The organism is Acinetobacter sp. GD03645, from assembly GCF_029845285.1.
In the GTDB taxonomy this organism is placed as follows: Bacteria; Pseudomonadota; Gammaproteobacteria; order Pseudomonadales; family Moraxellaceae; genus Acinetobacter; species Acinetobacter corruptisaponis.
This window is the reverse complement of the sequence record NZ_JAOCLL010000010.1, coordinates 72,611-90,190: the sequence shown is the minus strand read 5'-3', so window position 1 is coordinate 90,190 and position 17,580 is coordinate 72,611. Positions and strand designations below refer to the sequence as shown.

At 38.1% G+C, this 17,580-nt stretch carries 13 protein-coding genes and 2 pseudogenes; 13 read left to right on the top strand and 2 right to left on the bottom strand.

All coding sequences use genetic code 11. The features are described 5' to 3' along the window. Window positions 1–24: 24 nt before the first annotated feature. From N5J47_RS09880 to N5J47_RS09855, 6 genes are all read left to right on the top strand, one after another. A complete protein-coding gene (locus tag N5J47_RS09880; RefSeq protein WP_279960090.1) occupies window positions 25–1,074 on the top strand; it encodes a DUF932 domain-containing protein in 1,050 nt (349 codons plus the stop codon). A 161-nt stretch (window positions 1,075–1,235) separates the two neighbouring features. Next, window positions 1,236–2,357 (top strand): lambda-exonuclease family protein, encoded by a 1,122-nt coding sequence (locus N5J47_RS09875; RefSeq protein WP_279960089.1) that lies wholly within the window; start codon window positions 1,236–1,238, stop codon window positions 2,355–2,357. A 251-nt stretch (window positions 2,358–2,608) separates the two neighbouring features. Next, window positions 2,609–3,502, top strand: a complete 894-nt coding sequence (locus N5J47_RS09870; RefSeq protein ID WP_279960088.1) for a hydrolase or metal-binding protein — start codon at window positions 2,609–2,611, stop codon at window positions 3,500–3,502. 333 nt (window positions 3,503–3,835) lie between these two features. Next, a complete protein-coding gene (locus N5J47_RS09865; RefSeq protein WP_279960087.1) occupies window positions 3,836–4,501 on the top strand; it encodes a hypothetical protein in 666 nt (221 codons plus the stop codon). Further along, entirely contained in the window at window positions 4,498–5,337 is an 840-nt protein-coding gene (locus tag N5J47_RS09860; RefSeq protein ID WP_279960086.1) for an ImmA/IrrE family metallo-endopeptidase, read from the top strand. The genes N5J47_RS09865 and N5J47_RS09860 overlap by 4 nt, the downstream gene beginning before the upstream one ends. Beyond that, a complete protein-coding gene (locus N5J47_RS09855; RefSeq protein WP_279960085.1) occupies window positions 5,321–6,430 on the top strand; it encodes a hypothetical protein in 1,110 nt (369 codons plus the stop codon). The genes N5J47_RS09860 and N5J47_RS09855 overlap by 17 nt, the downstream gene beginning before the upstream one ends. Here the strand turns inward: N5J47_RS09855 and N5J47_RS09850 are convergent. Then, window positions 6,392–6,967, bottom strand: coding sequence for a sce7726 family protein (locus tag N5J47_RS09850; RefSeq protein ID WP_279960084.1), 576 nt, complete (start codon window positions 6,965–6,967; stop codon window positions 6,392–6,394). The two genes, N5J47_RS09855 and N5J47_RS09850, sit on opposite strands and share 39 nt — an antisense overlap. A gap of 176 nt (window positions 6,968–7,143) precedes the next feature. Next, a pseudogene (locus tag N5J47_RS09845) lies at window positions 7,144–7,368 on the bottom strand (integrase); the annotation flags it as partial. On the opposite strand from N5J47_RS09845, the pseudogene N5J47_RS09840 reads away from it, so the two are divergent. The 7 genes and pseudogenes from N5J47_RS09840 to N5J47_RS09810 form a co-directional block, all read left to right on the top strand. Further along, window positions 7,367–7,771: pseudogene (locus N5J47_RS09840) on the top strand (hydrolase or metal-binding protein); the annotation flags it as partial. The pseudogenes N5J47_RS09845 and N5J47_RS09840 sit on opposite strands and share 2 nt — an antisense overlap. A 173-nt stretch (window positions 7,772–7,944) precedes the next feature. Continuing rightward, window positions 7,945–9,675 carry a class I SAM-dependent DNA methyltransferase gene (locus N5J47_RS09835; protein WP_279960083.1) on the top strand — a complete coding sequence of 577 codons (1,731 nt, stop codon included), beginning with the start codon at window positions 7,945–7,947 and terminating at the stop codon, window positions 9,673–9,675. After that, entirely contained in the window at window positions 9,665–11,098 is a 1,434-nt protein-coding gene (locus N5J47_RS09830; RefSeq protein ID WP_279960082.1) for a helix-turn-helix domain-containing protein, read from the top strand. The genes N5J47_RS09835 and N5J47_RS09830 overlap by 11 nt, the downstream gene beginning before the upstream one ends. Further along, window positions 11,095–12,510: a restriction endonuclease subunit S gene (locus tag N5J47_RS09825; protein WP_279960081.1), complete on the top strand. Its 1,416-nt coding sequence runs from the start codon at window positions 11,095–11,097 to the stop codon at window positions 12,508–12,510. Before N5J47_RS09830 ends, N5J47_RS09825 begins: the two co-directional genes overlap by 4 nt. Window positions 12,511–12,512: 2 nt before the next feature. Next, on the top strand, window positions 12,513–13,589 hold the full coding sequence (locus tag N5J47_RS09820; protein ID WP_279960080.1) for an AAA family ATPase: 1,077 nt from the start codon (window positions 12,513–12,515) through the stop codon (window positions 13,587–13,589). Window position 13,590: 1 nt separating this feature from the next. Next, complete coding sequence (locus N5J47_RS09815) at window positions 13,591–14,262, top strand: DUF4276 family protein (protein WP_034681908.1); 672 nt, start codon at window positions 13,591–13,593, stop codon at window positions 14,260–14,262. Between the two features lie 195 nt (window positions 14,263–14,457). After that, window positions 14,458–17,559, top strand: coding sequence for a type I restriction endonuclease subunit R (locus tag N5J47_RS09810; RefSeq protein ID WP_279960079.1), 3,102 nt, complete (start codon window positions 14,458–14,460; stop codon window positions 17,557–17,559). The last annotated feature ends 21 nt before the right edge of the window (window positions 17,560–17,580 follow it).

The following is a 17,580-nucleotide window of genomic DNA, read 5'->3' as shown; positions in this document are numbered from 1 at the left end:
CAGCAGAATTAAAGGACACATCCTATGGCACATTTAGTTGAAACAATGGCATTTACTGGACAAACCCCTTGGCATGGACTCGGCAACCAACTCACGCCAAACCAGCCGTTGGAGGTCTGGGCAGAGCAGGCAGGCATGGACTGGCGGATTGAATCCTCCGATGTCAGCTACATGGCACAGAACCATCGGGGGCAGAGTATTATTATGCCCTTTGAGGAACAACGGGTACTTTACCGCTCTGATACCCATGCACCGTTGTCGGTGGTCAGCCAGCGCTTTCAGGAAGTCCAGCCGATGGAAATATTACATTTCTACCGTGACCTGACTGAACAATCAGGCTTTGAACTGGAGACCGCAGGCGTACTCAAAGGCGGTAAGAAATTCTGGGCATTGGCACGCACAGGGCAAAGCGCAGCCTTGAAAGGCAACGATGTCAGCAACGGCTACATTTTATTGGCAACCGCCTGTGATGGCACACTGGCAACCACTGCACAATTTACCAGTATTCGGGTGGTGTGTAACAACACCTTGGCAATCGCTTTACGTGGACAGCAGGCCAATACGGGTGTGGTCAAAGTTCCACACAGTACCCGATTTGATGCGGAACGGGTCAAACGGCAACTGGGGATTTCAGTCCGTGCATGGGATGAACACATGTATGAAATGAAGCAGCTTAGTCAGCGTAAAGTCACTCAGCAGGAAGCGGCAGCCTACTTCGATGCAGTGTTTAATAATACCAGCCTGAGTATGGTCGAACAGGATGAAAGCATTATCCAATACTACCGCAATGCAGCCATGCCAAATCAATCAAACCCAGCTAGACCAGACAATAAAACTGAACCGAATGGACGAGCCATGTCAAAAGTCATGACCATGTTCAACGGACATGGACGTGGGGCAGAACTGAGTTCCGCTAAAGATACCGCCTATGGTTTGCTGTGCAGCATCACAGAGTTCTGTGACCATGAACGTCGAGCTATGAGTACCGACCATCGACTTGATTCAGCTTGGTTTGGTGCAGGGGCCGCCATTAAACAGCGTGGTCTGGAACAGGCATTAAGAATGGTGACTTAATAAATCCATTCATTATTCAGTTTTATTTAAGAAAACTATCTTATTTTAACCATCAGGTAAAACCTGAACCGTAGAACCCTTTCGCCACGTCTCCCCCGATGTGGCTTTTTTTATGCCCAAAATTCAGCCTTTATGATTTTATAAAAACCGAGGACAGTCCAATGAATATCAATACCCAGATTCAAAACACCCTAAACAATCCACCGTTACAACCCTATTCACCGAACCTGAACCAGTCGAGTCAACAGGTTGAGGTAGGAACTCGAAGCAAACGTATACCCCGAAAAACCAAAGCACCCATAGCCAAACGCCTCGCCAACACCAAGCAGATGAATTACCAGCAATGGCTGGAAGTTCGGAAACAGGGCATTGGCAGCAGTGATGCCGCTACTGCCTGTGGACTGAATCCGTATATGTCGATGTTGGAACTATGGATGATCAAAACAGGACGGATGCAACAAAATATCGAGGATGAAAGTGCTGGCTATGCACCGTTATATTGGGGCAAGCAACTTGAACCCTTGGTCGCTGAATACTACAGCATGCACACCAATAATAAGGTACGTCGAGTCAATGCGGTGCTACAGCATCCCGATGAAGACAAACATTTTATGCTCGCCAATCTGGATTATGCCGTGGTCGGCAATGACGAAGTGCAGATTCTCGAGTGTAAAACTGTAGGGGAATATGGATCAAAGCTGTGGCGGGATGGTGTGCCTTTATATGTGCTGTGTCAGGTACAGCATCAATTGGCGGTGACAGGCAAACAGGCAGCACATATCTGTGCCCTGATCTGTGGACATGAAACTAGAATCTTTAAGGTAACCAGAAATGAAACGGTAATCAAATATCTCATCAATGCCGAACGCTATTTCTGGGAATGTGTAGAAAAGGATATACCGCCTGATGTGGATGCCTCTGAATCGGCAGCCAAAGCCCTGCAACTTTTATATCCAGCGCATGTACCGCTTAGCACGATGGATTTATCTGAAGATGTGGCAGCCAATCAAGATTTTGAGCAATTGCTAAAGCAACGTCATTTGATCGAACAGCATCAGGCCAGCTTTGATCAGCTTAAACATCAAATCCAAGCCAAAATGCAGGACAGTGAACGAGCGACTTTTAAAACAGGGTCGGTCACTTGGAAGAAATCCAAGGATTCAGTCGGTCTGGACAGTAAAGCCTTGTTGCAACAGCATCCTGAGTTTTTACAACAATTTCCACAAAGCAAGCAGGGTACACGGCGTTTTCAGATTTATACGGATGATGACCAGTCCAAATAAATTAGCCTAAGCAGACAAACTAAACTGCCCAAACATTTTCAACCCATTCGACTTTATTTACCTAACCCACTCAAACCCCAATTCATCAAAAAAGCGCAAAACAGCCCCCGCTCCCCATAAGCACGTTGAGGAAACGTACCTATAGAGAGCAAATGGACTGCCTTGCGAGATTTATATGCATTTCAAAAAATGACTGCTTGTTACTCATATCAAAGGGGCATCAGTCAAAAATTACCGAAGAGGAATTTAACATGATTAAAGGTTTAGCAATCACACCACCCGTTTTAGGTCGTATCAGCATTGGTAAGATCGTGGAAAAGAATGGTAAACGGCTCCCTGAAAAGGATGACCAGTTCACCATTACCAGCCAAATCCAAAACAAGGATGGCTGGGTCAAACACCCATTAGATGAACAGTTACGTGCCAAATCGCAAAATCAAAAACTCAGAACTATACCAGTACGGATGATCTTTAACGATCCTGAACTGAACCTGAGGGCAGAGTACAGCCTGTTTGACCGTCAGACTGGACGCTTGATCTGCTCGGGCAATGGGGAAAGCTGTCAGCGACTGGGGCAAAATGGCATTGAACAGCATCCATGTCCATCACCTGATTTATGCCCACTGGCACAAGGCGGACTCTGTAAACCTTACGGTAGACTGTATGTCAATCTGGATGAATCGGATGAGTTTGGTACATTCATCTTTAGAACCACAGGCTTTAACAGCATCCGCACCTTGGCGGCACGACTCAGTTACTACCATGCAGCATCAGGTGATTTACTTTCATGTCTGCCATTGCAACTAACGCTAAGAGGCAAAAGCACCACGCAAAGTTACCGCACGCCGATCTATTACGTGGATTTAACTTTACGTGATGGGATCAATTTGCAGGAGGCAATTAGCTCAGCCAAGCAGATCGATGAACAGAGCAAGGCAGCAGGATTTTATCAAGAGGCTCTCGATCATGTGGCACGGCAAGGCTATGGCAATGCCAGCTTTGAGGTAGGTGGTGAAGAGGGGCTGGATATTGTTGAGGAGTTTTACAATGATGAGTCTAAGCCACAGCAATATGAACCTCATGATTTGACCCATGTTCAGGATATTCAGAAAGGGTTGCAGCAGTCGGTTCAAGCTTTGAACTGATTGGATAACGGTAAAACCAATAAAGCTATCTATTAATTATGTAGCTTGATAAGTTGGGGAAATCAATCAATCGATTGAGTCTAAGCTAGCTAGTCGGAAATAGATAGGAGGCATAAGCCTCCTTATTTTTTTGTAAAAAAACTTAATAGGTTTCGATTGGGTTTTATATAAGGAATGCTAGTATTATGAATAAGTGATAGCTAGCTAGTAAAAGTAATAAAAATTTTATAAAAATAAAATGTTCATAATGATTTATTTGTTTGAATTTAAATCGTGCTTTCTTTATAGTAATAAAATTGATTAATGGGCTTGAATTGTTCTTGGATATAAATGATGTTGCAGAGTTTAAGTAAGTTTGGGATTACACTAACATCTTCATCGGCTAAAATAATTTATTCAGATGATTATCTAGGTAAAAAGCTTACAATCACTCACGGCTATGATTTTACTAAAGCGATTGAATGTGACCAAAATTGGAAAGCATATCATTTAAAAATTCTAGCTTATCTGAAGACTTTACCTGATGTTGAGGCACAATCAATATATTCGAAAATTGATCATCAAGATTGGCATTGGGATTGGATGTCTAAGACATATATCACAAAAACTGATAATAATTATGAGTGGTTCTTCTTGGATATAGATGGATCTATAGAAGCAGCTTGTTTGATTTACTTTCCTAAAAACAGTTTTTTGAACCCCTCTGAACATATCTTTTATATAGAGTTTATTTCTATTGCTCCTTGGAATAGATATACTCCTTTAGAAGTAAAGCGCTATGTAGGTTTGGGTAGTTTAATTTTATTAAAATCAATAGGATATTTGGCTAAAAAGTATAAGCATTCAGGTAGATTTTCATTACATTCTTTAGCACAGGCTGAATTGTTTTATGTTAATAGATTGAAAATGGAACATATAGGTTTAAATGATAAACCTCAATTGAAATATTTTGAATTACCTGAACATGCAATTGCAAGTATCCTTGGAGAAGTAGCATGAGTTTGGATCTTGAAATTACCTCGGGAAATCTAAGTGAACCACACTTTAATTTATATGATGAGTTTAGCCAGTTTTATTTATATATTCAAAATATGCCTAATAGTATTAAGAAAAAAATAGGTATAGATGATGAAAATTATCAAGATTTTTTTAATATATATATTAACAATCCTAATAAAAGTTTATTTAAAAAAACAGAGTCAGCAGATCAATATTTGGTAGATTATTGGGTTTCATCCGTCAGTGGGAAAGCAAAATTTTTAGATGGGTTTTTAGATAAGGCTTATCATAGAATTAATAAATTATTTCTTACAGAAATTTATGAAAAACATATAAAAGAAACTAACTTAAATTCTATTCAAGATTCTTTATTAGAAAGAGGAATATATTTGTTATATGAGGATGCTATTTCAGGTACTAGAGTAGATGGGGTTACTCTAAAGTTGAATGGTAAACCTGTAATTGGTATGTCTTTAAGATTGAAAAGTCTAGATGGTTTTTGGTTTACATTACTTCATGAGTTATCTCATATCGTATTACACTATGACTTATTAGATGATCCAATTGTTGATTTTTTTGATATTGAAAATGATTCACTTACGATTAATGTGGACAAAATAGAAAGTCAGGCGAATAGGTTGGCTAAAGATATAATGATACCAAGAGCTATATGGAGAACAATTGAGACAACAAGGAATGAAGAGGATTTAAGAAACTATTCTAAGCTGTTTAAAATTCATCCTAGTATTATTGCGGGAAGAATAGCCTTTGAAAAAGGTGAGTGGGCAAAATATGCATCTATAAGAGGTAAATATAAAGTTGAATATCAATTCTAAATATATTCCATTCTTGAAATTTAAGAGAAATGAAGTTTATGCACTTGATGATTTAGATACTGGTCTAAAAGAAAGCTTAAGTGTTTTTTTTGATATGCCAAATGAATTACCATCTAAATCCCATAATGGGGCTAATTCATTTTCACATAAAGAATTACTTGACTTTAAGAATGAATTTTTTAGAAAGAAAATCAGTGAACAAAAAGTATATCTTTCTAAAAAACTTAATTGGATTGATGAGTTATTTATTGATAATTATGATATTGATCCTTTAGTTTCTGTTGACGGGAAAACATACAACTATCAAACAATTATTGATGAATTTTCTAGTTACAATATGATACCTGTATGTGGAGTTGATGATAGAGTTGAGGAACACTTAAATTGTATTATTGAGAGTGCAAAAGATAAAAAATTCAAAACGGATAAGATCGTTATTAGATTGACAGATACTACTTTTGAAGATTACGAATACATACAAGATGATTTTGATACGTTGATTAAGTCATTGTCGAATTATTTCAAAAAGATAATTTTATTGTTTGATTTGAGATGTATTGCAGACCATAATAAAATAACAGCTAATATTTTAAATTTTTTAAATAATTTAGAGTTAAGGGATTTCTATAAAATAATTGTAACTGGTTCTTCTATACCAAAGGTCATTAGTGAGCTACTAAGCACTAATACTAGCTTAGACTTATGTCGACTTGAGGTTCTTGTTTTTAAAGCATTAAAGGATAAAAAAATTAAGTTTGATTTTGGCGATTATACTTGTGTTAGCCCAGATACTAGCTTCTTAGATATTTATATTGAGGAAATACAAAGCTATATGACTGGTAAGATATTTTATCCATATAAGAATAATTTATTTATCACAAGGAGTGGTCGTTTACGAGGAAAGAGAACACCATTTAAACCATTGTTAGATATTATAGTAAGTAAAACTTTTTTTCGAATGGGACACTATTCAAAAGGAGATAAATACATCCTAGAAAAACAACCAACTGGAGAAAAAGTAAATGTCACTTCTATTCTTAAGCCAAATATAAACTTACATATGACCTATATGTTGAGAGACTTCTCTATTTAATAAAATATTACATATGTTTTTATCTAAATCTAAGGAGGTATAACTTTCAGTTATCAAATCAATAAGATCAAATCGTGTAGCTTTAGAGTAATATGAAATATTTTTTTGCTTGAGCAATGCTTGCATTTCATTTTTCCAAAGGATTTTACTTGCAATCTCTTTCTTATAGTTGGGATTATAAGTCGCTTTTCTAACATATTTGAATTTTACGGTATTATTTTTTATTGAGGCAATTACTATACCCCATGTAGATGGAAGTATGTTTAAGGCTTTTTCAAGATTTTTAGCAGTCGTTACAAGTGTATTTTTCTTAAACGAAGATTGATAGTGGTCATATTGTTTCGCGATACGTTCTATTTGATCATTATCTCCTTTAATTTCATAACAATGTGAATAGGAATAGATAGCAATCAAATCTGGTCTAGCTAAGCCATCTGAGATTGAAAGTTCATTTAAGATATGTTGTGGAGAGACTTTCTTTTGATTTAGCCAGTTTACTAAACAAGTTCTTATCTCAGCATCATTTAATATTTGCATATTTGATAAACTTTAGTCATATATAGCTTTGTATTATACATAATTACATAAACTATTTTTAAGAAAGATGTAATGTTTAAAAAAAATAACTTATGTACCATATTGATTAATATTAATTTTTTATAGCAATAGTCAGACCAAGACTGCATCATTTCAGTAGGCTTGTCTAAGTGCTAGGTATGATTGTAAGTCGTTCCATGTATATCATCGGACTTGATGAGCTAATTGTTACTCAATCCGTTCAACAGGGTATTCAAGTACCTCTTCTAAAATAGTCCTAGCAGATGCTCGGAAACCTCATGCCCACATGCTTCCTCTGATGTATAACCTAAGCGACATAAAGCCTGATTAATTGTATTCTCAGACATTGGTTTCTGCCATGAGGTAAGAGAGAGGGGAAAGAACGGCAAACGCATCCCCGAAAAGGATGACCAGTTTACCATTACCAGTCAAATCCAAGGGAAAGGACGGATGGGTGAAACATCCACTCGATGAATGCTACGTGCTAGGACACAAAACCAGAAACTTAGAACAATCCCTATACGGATGCTCTTCAATGATCCTGAACTGAACCTGCGGGCGGAGTACAGTCTATTTGACCGCCAGACTGGACGGTTGATCTGCTCAGGCAATGGGGAAACCTGTCAGCGACTGGGGCAAAATGACATTGAACAACATCCCTACCCATCACCTAATCTTTGTCCACTGGCACAAGGTGGACTCTGCAAATCCTACGGACGGCTGTATGTCAATCTGGATGAATTGGATGAGTTCGGCACATTCATCTTTAGAACCACAGGCTTTATCTAGGGGTGTCTAACCTTGTGCTTTGGTAGGCGATTAAAATATAAAATAGTATATATCTTTATTTTTTGTGTAGTACATGACTTTTCATTCGTCTTAGATGTGCTAACGTAATAAACTATTGAACATTAAGTATAAAACCACAGCGGTTGATCATTGATCGAGGATAAAGAATGAATTCATTGGAACAAAAGTTTCTAAATGACTTAGATGATAAGCTCTGGAAAGCCGCAGATAAACTTAGAAGCAGCTTGGATGCTGCCAACTACAAACATATTGTACTTGGACTGATTTTCTTAAAATATGTATCTGATGCCTTTGATGAACGTCAGTCTGAACTCAAGGACTTATTTGCTCAAGCGGATGATCACAACATCTATTACATGCCTCGTGATCAATATGACACAGAAGAGGAATACCAACAAGCAATCGCTGATGAATTGGAAATTATTGATTATTATCAAGAAAAAAATGTGTTTTGGGTGCCTAAAGCAGCTCGTTGGACGACATTACAAAATACAGCAGCTTTAGCAATGGGTTCGATTATTTGGCAAGATGACAATGGCAATGATGTCAAATTACGTTCTGTGTCATGGTTGATTGACAATGCGTTTGATGAAATTGAACAAGCCAATCTTAAACTCAAAGGAATTCTAGATAGGATTACGCGGTATGATGTTCAAAGTGATAAGTTGTTAGAGCTTATTAACTTATTATCAGATACCAGTTTTAGTAATCCAGAATACAACGGTGAAAAACTGAGTTTGCACAGTAAAGACATTCTCGGTCATGTTTATGAATATTTTTTAGGGCAGTTTGCGTTAGCGGAAGGCAAGCAAGGTGGGCAATATTACACACCTAAAAGTATCGTAACTTTGATTGTAGAAATGCTGCAACCATATAAAGGTCGAGTCTATGACCCTGCGATGGGTTCAGGTGGTTTCTTTGTTTCCAGTGAAAAGTTCATTGAACAACATGCACAGGAAAAGCACTACAAAGCATCTGAACAGAAAAAGCATATTTCGATTTACGGACAAGAAAGCAATCCAACCACTTGGAAACTTGCTGCGATGAATATGGCAATTCGTGGCATTGATTTTAACTTTGGTAAAAAGAATGCTGATACATTTTTAGATGACCAACATCCAGACTTACGTGCCGATTTTGTCATGGCAAATCCACCATTTAATATTAAGGATTGGTGGCACGCTTCACTGGAAAATGATGTACGCTGGAAGTATGGTACGCCTCCTCAAGGCAATGCTAACTTTGCTTGGATGCAGCACATGCTGCACCATCTATCGCCAACAGGCAGTATGGCACTTTTACTTGCCAATGGTTCGATGAGTTCCAATACCAACAATGAGGGTGAAATCCGTAAAAACCTGATTGAAGCAGATTTGGTTGAATGTATCGTGGCATTGCCAGGGCAACTGTTTACCAATACGCAAATTCCTGCCTGTATTTGGTTTTTGACTAAAGACAAAAAGAATGGTTTGTCCTTAGATAAAAAGAAAGCCAACCGTGAGGGCAAGACTTTATTTATTGATGCTCGCAACTTGGGCTATATGAAAGATCGAGTACTGCGTGACTTTACTGATACAGACATTGCCAAAATTACCCATACTTTACATGCTTGGCAGCAAGGTGGAAATTTTGAGGGTGAAGCTTATCAGGATGAAAAAGGCTTTTGTTTCTCGGCTGAATTGAAAGACATTCAGAAGCATGATTATGTATTGACCCCTGGGCGTTATGTGGGTGCAGTCGAGCAGGAAGAGGATGGAGAACCTTTTGCTGAGAAGATGAGACGCTTAACAGGGCAACTGAAACAGCAATTTGCTGAAAGTGCTGTACTGGAAAGTGAAATCAAAAAGAATTTAAAAGGCTTAGGTTATGAGTTCTGATCAACCGTTGCTGCTTGAGATTCAAAAAGGTGAAAGCAAAACGCTAGAGTTTAAACAGCAGTTACCGAAAGGACAGCAGATCGCTAAAACATTAATTGCTTTTGCGAACGGTAGTGGCGGTAAGCTGATTGTTGGTGTCACTGATGATCGGCAGTTGGTTGGGATTCAAGATGATATTTTCGAGTTGCAAGATAAAATCACGTCCATGATTTATGAGTTATGTGCCCCACAACTTGCAGCACAAATCTATATTGAGAACATAGATGGTGTTGAGCTATTGGTTGTGGAAGTCGCACGAGGTAGTTTATTTCCGTATTACCTTAAATCTGTAGGACGTGAGCAAGGCACATATATCCGTCTAGGTGCAAGTAACCGTGTGGCATCGCCTGAGCATATTCAACAACTGGAATTGCAAAGGCTGAATATGAGTTTTGATACCTTAGCCAATTATCAATATCCTTTAGAAAAGCTCGATTTAACGGTCTTGGAAGAAGCGTTCAAAGCTGCTAATAAAACACTGACTTTAGAAAAGATGTTGAATCTGAAACTGGTGATTGAAGAGCAGGGACAGCGTTATGCCAGTCATGGTTTATTGATCTTGCTCGGTCAATATGAGCATGTGATGACCCAATGCGCCCGATTTAAAGGCACGAATATGAGCGTGTTTTTAGACCGTAAAGAATACACAGGTGACTTGTTTTCACAAATTGAACAAACCGAAATTTTTATTAAAAATCATTTGTCACTACGTGCCGAAATTCGTGGCTTAAAGCGTTATGACTATTTAGAAATTCCAGAAAATGCCATCCGTGAAGCTTTAGTCAATGCTTATGTTCATCGGGATTACAGCAACTTTGGACGCAATATTAAAGTGGCTGTGTATGATGATTTGGTCAATATCGTCTCCCCAGGTGGATTACCGAATGGTTTAACCGAAGCGGATTTGTTGCAGGGGCGTTCGGAAATTCGGAATCGAGTATTGGCTCGTGTGTTTCGAGAGCTAGGTTATATTGAGCATTGGGGCAGTGGTCTGCAACGGATCAAGCAGATGTGTGAAGCGGAAAAACTGGCAACCCCTGAATTTTTAGAAATAAATGATTTTTTTGATGTTAAGTTATACCGTCCTGTGATTGAGTATGAGGGTGGTGCAATAAGTGGTGCAATTGATCATTCAAGTGGTGTAATCGAAGACTTAGGTGGTGCAATCGAAGCAAATCAATTAACCGAACGCCAACAAGAAATTTTAGTTTTAATTCGGGCTAATCCGAAAGTTTCTTATCGTTCTTTGGCTGAACAACTTGGCATTAATCAGTCTGCCTTACAAAAGCATCTGAATCATTTAAAAGATGCAGGTTGGCTTGAGCGTATAGGTGGAACACGTGGGTATTGGGCGATTAAAAAAGAATTTGGAGGTGAGGTGTGAGTTTTGAATTAACAACTCTAGGTGAATATATTTCAATACAAGGTGGTTATGCTTATAAAAGCCAGCAGTTTATTGAAAACTCCACTTATCCTGTATTAAAAATAAAAAATATTCGGACAGGTTATGTAGATATTAATGATTGTGCTTACATTGATAAAAATTCAGCTGATGAGACAGAACGTTATATAGTCAGTGAGGGAGATGTATTAATATCATTGACTGGTTCTGGACCAAATGCACCACAATCACTTGTTGGTAGGGTTGCCCGATTTTGGGATAAGGGAAAAAGAGCTTGGATAAACCAACGAGTCGGAAGAGTTGTTCTAAAAAAAGACAAAACTGTACATAAAGATTTTATTTTTTATTTTTTAGGTACTAAAGAATCTCAAAATTATTTAGTTGCTAATTCTAGTGGCAGCGCTAATCAAGCTAATATCAATGGTGCGATTATTGAAGCACTTCCGTTTCCTCGAATAGATTATTCTACTAGTAAGAAAATTTCTAAAGTGTTACGAACTCTCGATGAAAAAATTAATCTTAATAACCAAATCAATCAAACCCTAGAATCTATTGCTCAAGCCATATTTAAAAGTTGGTTTATCGACTTTGAACCTGTGCGTGCCAAAATTACTGCAAAACAAACAGGACAAGACCCTGAACGTGCTGCGATGTGTGCGATTAGTGGTAAAAGTGAAGCTGAGCTTGAGCAAATGGCAAAGGAAGATTTTGCTGAGTTACAAGCCACTGCCGCATTATTTCCAGATGAGTTGATAGAGAGTGAGTTGGGAGAGGTGCCGAGGGGGTGGGAGGTTACCAATATTAATGCTGTAACAAAGTCAATATTTAGCGGTGGTACACCCTCAACAAAAGAAACAGCATATTGGAATGGCGAAATCCCTTGGCTATCTTCAGGGGAAACTAGAAATAAAATTATCGTATCTACTGAAAAATCTATAACAGAACTAGCTGTTAATAAGTCATCAACAAAGCAAGCTATTTATGGTGATATTTTAATTGCTAGTGCTGGACAAGGGCATACGCGTGGGCAGACATCTTTTAATGGAATGAGTTGTTATATTAATCAGTCTATTGTGGCATTAAGAGCAAATGATAGGATTTCAGGCTATTGGTTATATTATTGTTTAGAGCCTCGTTATGATGAAATGCGTTCTTTATCAGATTCACATAGTAGTAGAGGTAGCTTAACTACAAAACTATTAGCGTCTATGCCTGTGATTTTGCCAACTATAGAACTTATTGTTAGTTTTGATAAGATAATAAAATCTATGGTTATACAGCAAATAAAAAATTTGAGAGAGATAAAAGTATTGGAGAATATTAGAGATTCTTTATTACCAAAGTTGCTGTCGGGTGAGGTGGATGTGTTACTGTTACGGCAGGAAGGAGCATAATCATGTCATTACGTCGAATCACTATTCATGGCTATAAATCAATCGAAAGATTAGAGAAGTTTGAATTAGATAGTCTCAATGTATTGATTGGTGCAAATGGCGCAGGTAAAAGTAATTTTATCAGTATTTTTAAGCTATTAAATGAAATGTATGAGCAACGTCTGCAAAGTTTTGTACAAAAACAAGGTGGACCAGATAGCCTATTGCATTTTGGTAGAGATATAACCGATAAAATTCATGCAGAATTTTATTTTTATATGAATGGCTATAAATTTGATTTAGTTCCAACAGTGGACAACAGATTAATTTTTGAGAGTGAATATCTATGGTTTGAAGGAGTGTATCATCCAGCAAGTAGTCACTTGATAGGTTATGGTAAAGATGAGTCAGAATTGCAATATTCTAATGATAGTTATGCTCCTTATGTCCGATCTGCAATTAAGGGGTGGCGAGTCTACCATTTCCACGATACCAGTGATACAGCTAAGGTAAAGCGTCGCCAAGCTGTGAATGATAATTTAAGACTAAAACCTGATGCAGAAAATTTAGCAGCATATTTAAGAATGCTTTCAATAAAATATCCTGATGAATATCGAAGAATTGTAGAAACAATACAAATTGTTTTGCCATTCTTTAAGGACTTTGTGCAGCGTGAAGATAACGATATTTTTATTGAACTAGAATGGTTTCAGGTTGATCGTCCAGATACGCCCTTAAGAGCACATCTATTATCTGATGGTAGTTTGCGCTTTATTTGTTTAACCACGTTATTGTTGCAACCTAAAGAATTATTGCCCGATACCATTATCATCGATGAGCCAGAACTAGGTTTGCATCCGTATGCGATCAGCGTACTTGCGGATATTTTTAAACAAGTGGCAGAAGATAAACAATTAATTATATCAACTCAATCTGTTGAACTCATTAATGAAATGGAAGCAGAAAATATTATTGTCGTGGATCAAGAACAAGGAAAATCAACGTTTAAGCGGTTTGGGCAAGAGGAGTTATCGGAGTGGTTAAATGATTATAGCTTGGGTGAGCTATGGAAGCGTAATGTTTTAGGTGGGAGACCCTGATATGCAAGAAGTAATTGTAATTGCTGAGGGTCAAACGGAAGAGGTATTTATTAAACGAGTGGTTGCTCCCATATTCCATTCGCAACAGATTTTTTTAAAGCCAGTGTTGATGAAGACTTCTGCTACAGCTAAAGGTGGGGCAGTTACTTTTGACCGTTTAAAACTAAATATTAGAAATGAAATTAGACGAAATCAAAATATAAAACTGACAACATTTTTAGACTTATATGGATTGGATACGAGTTTTCCTGATTTTAATCAAGCACAGTCAATACAAGATGTTTATTTACGTGTAGAACATTTAGAACAGGCTCTACATAGAGAGCTTATTGCATTTGTTGAGTGTAGACCTGAAAGAATTATTACTCATATACAACCTTATGAATTTGAAGGTTTACTATTTTCAGATGTTGATCAACTTTGTTCAATTGAACCTACTTGGCAAAGATCTCACGCAACATTGCAAAGAATGAGAGATGAAGTAGATTCACCAGAACATATTAATAATGGTTATGAAACTAAACCATCCAAAAGATTAGAAGATAATCTGCATCCTAAGTATAAGAAAACTACTCATGGACCAAGGATTGCTCAGCATGTTGGGCTAGAGCGAATGGAACAAGAGTGTGCCCATTTTAAATCTTGGATGGATAAAATTAGAGCATTAGGATAAATCATAAACGAGCCCTAATTTAAAAAATCTCTGTCTAAGATTAAGGGCGAACTATGCGATATCAACTGCTCTATAATTTATTTTTATTTCATCGCAAATCGAAGTGGTTTAAATTTTAATTTTAAAACTTTGATTAATATGTATTTTTTATTTCATTGCAAATCCATTTATAATTTTAAATAGGTAGATATGGGCATGAACGAAACCCAACTCGAAAACCTCTGCTTAGACTGGTTCGCTGAAAATGGCTGGGAAGTCGTTCATGGGGTGGATATTGCACCTGACAGTAGCAATCCTTTACGTAAAGATTATAAGCAGGTTCTGATTGAAGCAGACTTACAAACCGCCTTTGAACGCTTAAATCCACATTTGCCAGTGAGCTGTTTTGAGCAGGTTTTACAGAAACTCAGCAAACCCGAAAGTCTGGACTTAATTACCAATAACCGTGCTTTTCATCAAATGTTACTGGAAGGTGTACCCGTCAACTATAAAAAAGAAGATGACTGGGTGAATGACCATGCGTTTTTGGTCGATTTTAATCATGTGTATCAAAATCGTTTTGTCGCAATTAATCAATTTACCATCCAAGGTACAAAGCAACCAAGACGACCTGACATTATCTGCTTTATTAATGGTATTCCTTTTGCTGTACTTGAGCTAAAAAGCCCAACTGATGAAAATGCTGATATTTGGGATGCCTTTAATCAACTACAAACCTACAAAGAAGAAGTTTCTGATCTGTTTGTTTTTAATGAAGCTTTGGTAGTGAGTGATGGCATTACAGCTCGGGTTGGTTCATTAACAGCAAGCCAAGAACGTTTCTTGCCGTGGCGTACCATTAAAAATGAAAATGATAAGCCTCTGTTAGAATGGGAGCTTGAAACACTTATTCGAGGCTTTTTTGACCGTGAATTATTTTTAGATTACATCCGTTTCTTTGTGTTGTTTGAAACCGATGGCGAAAAGACCATTAAGAAAATAGCAGGCTATCATCAGTTTCATGCTGTGCGTGAAGCGGTGCAAGCAACCATTGCCGCAGCTAATCCGACTGGTAATAAAAAAGCAGGCGTGGTTTGGCATACTCAAGGTTCAGGTAAAAGTATTTCGATGTGTTGCTATGCAGGTAAACTTTTACAACAACCTGCAATGCAGAATCCTACATTATTGATAGTAACTGACCGTAATGACTTAGATGGACAACTATTTGAAACCTTTAGTCAGGCACAAGAATTATTAAAACAAACGCCAGTACAAGCCAATAATCGTGATGAGCTGAGACAACTCCTTGCAGAACGTGAGTCGGGCGGTATTATTTTTACCACAGTACAAAAGTTTGCTTTACTCGATGGAGAAGCTGAGCATCCATTATTGAATGGTCGGCACAATATTGTGGTCATGTCCGATGAAGCACACCGTAGCCAATATGGGCTCAAAGCCAAACTGTCTAATGATGGTACTTATAAATTTGGCTATGCCAAGCACATGCGTGATGCCTTAAAGAATGCAGCATTCATTGGCTTTACAGGTACGCCTATTTCCAGTGAAGACAAAGATACCCGAGCTGTTTTTGGCGATTATGTTTCAATTTACGATATTCAAGATGCAGTAGAGGACGGCGCAACCGTGCCGATCTATTATGAATCCCGTTTGGCAAAATTGGACATCAATAAGGCTGAAATCGAAGAACTATCTGATCAAGTTGATGAAGTGGTAGAAGATGAGGAAGATGTCGGTAGTCGTGAAAAGACCAAAGGGGAATGGAGTCGCTTAGAAAAATTAGTGGGTGCGACCCCACGCCTGAAACAGATTGCTGCGGATTTGGTGACGCACTTTGAAGACCGTACTGAAGCCACGGCAGGCAAAGGTATGATTGTGACCATGAGCCGTGAAATCTGCGTGCATTTGTATAATGAAATTATTGCTCTGCGCCCAGATTGGCATGATGATGACCCGAAAAAAGGAAAAATCAAAATTGTGATGACGGGTTCAGCATCGGATAAGCCATTGCTACAGCCTCATATTTACAATAAGCAAGTGAAGAAAAGCTTAGAGAAACGTTTTAAAGATGTGAATGACCCTTTGCAGTTAGTGATTGTGCGTGATATGTGGCTGACAGGTTTTGATGCACCGTGTACCCATACCATGTATATCGACAAACCAATGAAAGGGCATAACCTGATGCAGGCGATTGCTCGTGTGAACCGTGTCTTTAAAGACAAGCAAGGTGGTTTGGTTGTTGATTATATTGGGATTGCCAATGAGTTAAAGCAGGCATTAAAAACCTATACAGATGCCAAAGGAAAAGGCGAGCCAACTTTACGTGCGGAAGAAGCTTATGCTGTGCTTGCTGAAAAAATGGATGCCATTCGTGGGATGTTTGCCAAGACCAATGACCAAACTGGATTAGACTTAAGTGGTTATGAAACGCAAGCACATCGCTTGATAATTCCAGCAGCCAACTATGTGCTGAGTCTAAAAGATGGCAAAAAACGCTTCTTGGATTTAGTACTTGCAGTCAATAAAGCCTTTTCATTGTGTGGTACGTTGGATGAAGCCAAGACATTGCATAAGGAAATTGCGTTTTATTCAGCCATTAAAGCAGTCATTAGTAAGCATACTTCTGTGGATCGTAAATTATCACAAGCAGAAAAGGATAGTACGCTTAAACAAATTCTGGATAATGCTGTTGTTGCTGATGGTGTGGCAGATGTATTTGCGCTATGTGGTTTAGATAAACCAAATATTGGTTTACTGTCAGATGAATTTTTAGAAGATGTTCGACAAATGCCATATCGTAACTTGGCGGTCGAATTATTAGAAAAATTATTGAATGATGGTATAAAGGCAAAAACTCGTAATAACCTTGTACAAGAAAAGCGTTTCTCTGATCGTTTGCAGGAAACTTTAAGGAAATATAACAACCGTGCGATTGAGACCTCTCAAGTGATTGAGGAGTTAATCCAGATGGCGAAAGAGTTTCAGGCAGATATGGAACGTGAAGCCTCACTGGGTCTGAATCCTGACGAAATCGCTTTTTATGATGCCTTGGCAAATAATGAAAGTGCGGTACGTGAGCTTGGAGACGATACACTGAAGCAGATTGCTCGTGAAATCACTGAGAAATTGCGTAAATCGACAACTGTGGATTGGCAAGTTCGAGATAGTGTACGTGCTCAGCTTAAAATCTTGGTGCGTCGTACTTTACAGCGTTGGAAGTATCCACCTGACAAAGCGGCAGAGGCGATTGAGTTAGTTATGAAGCAGGCTGAAATGTTATCGAATGCTTGGACAAGTTGATATAAGGTTAAGGAGTAGGTT